Source organism: Pseudanabaena sp. 'Roaring Creek', from assembly GCF_001402795.1.
Taxonomy (GTDB): domain Bacteria; phylum Cyanobacteriota; class Cyanobacteriia; order Pseudanabaenales; family Pseudanabaenaceae; genus Pseudanabaena.
On the sequence record NZ_LIRE01000045.1, the window covers coordinates 1 to 3,015 of the forward strand.

Sequence of the window (3,015 nt, forward strand, 5' to 3'; positions counted from 1 at the left end):
CCAAACCAAGGAAATTTTTGAAAGCGTTGCGAAGCAACGCTTTCAAAAATTTCCTTGTGGTTCGTTTGATCGATAATTGCTGTAAGACCTGTGGCGCAACCTGCACTGCAGGTCTTAGGGTTTTATATTTAATTAACGTGAGTTCGGGTTTAGTTTTTTGAATTATCCTAGCTACCTCTTATATTGCTATATTCATTAGATATATAGGATTAAGGCTGCTATTGTAATGGAACCTCAAAATAGCGTAAATTGACTTCAGACAACTGAAAACAACTCTTAAAAAGCCTGCGCTGGATTGCCTATTTCCATAGTCAGCTAAATTTGTTATATATCATGCCTAAAATCCCCGATACACCACAGTTGTTTGCCAAATTATTTAAAAATATCCCTTTAAAGGTTATTTTAGTTGTACCCTTTGTCGTACAGATTTGTATAACGGTTGGCGTAGTCGGAACCTTCTCATTTCGGAACGAACAACAAGCAGTGGGTGAACTGGCTAGCCGTCTCAGTGGCGAAGTTAGCGATCGCATAAGTACCAAACTCGATAACTATTTACGCATCCCGCCCCAAATCAACCAAGCCAATGCTAATGCGGTGAAATTGGGAATGGTAAATCTAGAGGATTTTCAACAAACAGGGCACTTCTTCTGGAAACAGATAGATTTATATAATGTGGGATATATAAACTTTGCTGCTGACAATCAAGAATTTATTGGGGCTGAGCGAAAAAACGATGGCAAGATATTAATCACTGAGACAACTTTGGCAAGGGGAATTACCAAGACAGCTATTTTCAACACCGATAGTGAAGGAAATCGTCAAGAACCGCCCGAAGTTATGGAATTACCTAAGGATGTGCGGCAAGAATCTTGGTATGCCGATGCGGTCAAGGCAGGCAAACCCACATGGTCAAAGATCTATCAATGGGATAGTCGCCCTGAAGTCTTATCTATTTCCCATAGTTATCCCCTCTACGACAGCGATCGCAAGTTAATTGGCGTACTGGGAGTTGATTATATCCTCACCCAAATAAATGTCTTTTTGCAAGACTTAAAGACCGATAATTCCGAACGTATTTTGATCGTTGAGCGTTCGGGATTAGTCGTCGGCACTTCTAGCAACGAAAGAATTTTCTCCATTATTAATGGCAAACCTCAACGCTTAAATATTCTCAATAGTAATGATGTCCTATCCCGATCTGCGGCTCGCTATCTCATCAAAGAATTTGATAATTTTAATTTTATTCAAGAAGAATTAAAACTAGAACCAACCTTAGAAGGAGAAAAGCAATTTATTCGGGTGCAGCCTTGGCGCGATCGCGATGGTCTAGACCTGTTGATTGTCGTGGTGCTCCCCGAATCGAGCTTTATGGAGCAGATTAATAGTCGTCGGCAATTCACAATCTTATTTTGCCTCGCCACCCTAGGGGTAGCGATTTTAATTGGGATGATGACGGCTCGTTCGATTACAGCTCCGTTACTTAATCTCAGCGGTGCATCCCAAGCGATCGCCGATGGCGATCTCGATTCTAGGGTATTGGTCAAGGGCACAAGCGAAGTCAAGATTTTGTCTGAGTCCTTCAATCGCATGGCAGAAATGCTTACGGAATCCTTTAAACGACTTGAAAAAGCCAATATTGAATTAGAGTCGAGAGTACAAGAAAGAACTAGCGAACTAGCGAACTCGCAGATATCTCTGCAACGGAGTAACTTCCTATTACAACGCCGCGAACAGCAACTGCGCAAACAGCAAAAAATCCTGATCGATCTCACCAAAAATAAAGCGCTTAACTTGGGGGACTTTATCATTGCTGTCCAGAATATTACCGCTACCGCCAGTCATACCTTGGATATCGAGCGGGTCAGCGTCTGGCTATTTGATAATGCTAAGACCAAATTGCATTGCCTCGATCTCTATATCAAAAGTGTCAATATCCATAGCGAAGCGGAGTTTTTGGATGCGGATAAATTCCCCATTTTTTTTGCGGCAATCCACGAACATCGGAGTTTGGCAGTAGAAGATGTGCAGTACGAAGCAGTTTTAGTCGAGCTATACCAAGACTATCTCCACCCCTCTGAGATTGTATCTCTACTAGTATCCTCCTTTGATATTGCGGGGGAATTAACGGGTATCTTGATGTTTGAACAAACGCAAGTAGAACGGCTATGGATGCTAGAGGAAATTAGTTTTGCGAGTTCTTTATCAGAGTTGTTATCTTTAGGCATGGAGGCGCAAGAACGTCGCCGCGCCGAGGAAAATTTGCGAATTGAGCAAATACGCTCGGAAAGATTGTTACTCAATGTTTTACCCAAAGCGATCGCCGAACGACTCAAATCCTCAGCTCTGTATAATTCAAACAATATCACCCTTAATAGTTCTGCGGAAATTCTATCAAGTTCCATTTCTAAGTTGAAACCACGCGGGACGATTGTGGCGGATAGTTTTGATGAGGTGACAGTTCTTTTTGGCGATATCGTGGGATTTACAGAATTTGCGGCTTCGGTATCTGCGGATGAACTGGTATATATGCTCAATGAAATCTTTTCTGAATTCGATCGTCTTGTGGATCGCTACAACCTAGAAAAGATCAAAACCATTGGCGATTCCTATATGGCTGTGGGTGGGCTACCCATTCCCCGCCACGATCACGCTGAAGCGATCGCTTCTATGGCGCTAGAAATGCAAAAATCTATTAGTCAGTTTGTCCGCCCCGATGGCAAGCAATTCAAGCTAAGAATTGGGATTCATACGGGGAAAGCAGTGGCAGGGGTTATCGGCAAGAAAAAATTTATTTACGACCTGTGGGGAGACACGGTAAATATCGCTAGTCGGATGGAGTCCCACGGGCTTCCAGGCTGCATCCAAGTGACAGATACGACCTATCAAATTTTGAAAGACAAATACCAATTCGAGCCCAAGAGAACCATTGAGATCAAGGGTAAAGGGGAAATGGTGACATATTTGCTAACGAACGAACTTTAGAAACCATTTAAGAATTACTTTCTGCGGTCAAAA

Annotated in this window: 1 protein-coding gene; it reads left to right on the plus strand. The window is 42.5% G+C overall.

Annotated features, from left to right (window positions below):
* Positions 1-333: 333 nt before the first annotated feature.
* Positions 334-2,982, plus strand: a complete 2,649-nt coding sequence (locus tag AC805_RS01405; protein WP_055073757.1) for an adenylate/guanylate cyclase domain-containing protein — start codon at positions 334-336, stop codon at positions 2,980-2,982.
* Positions 2,983-3,015 lie beyond the last annotated feature (33 nt).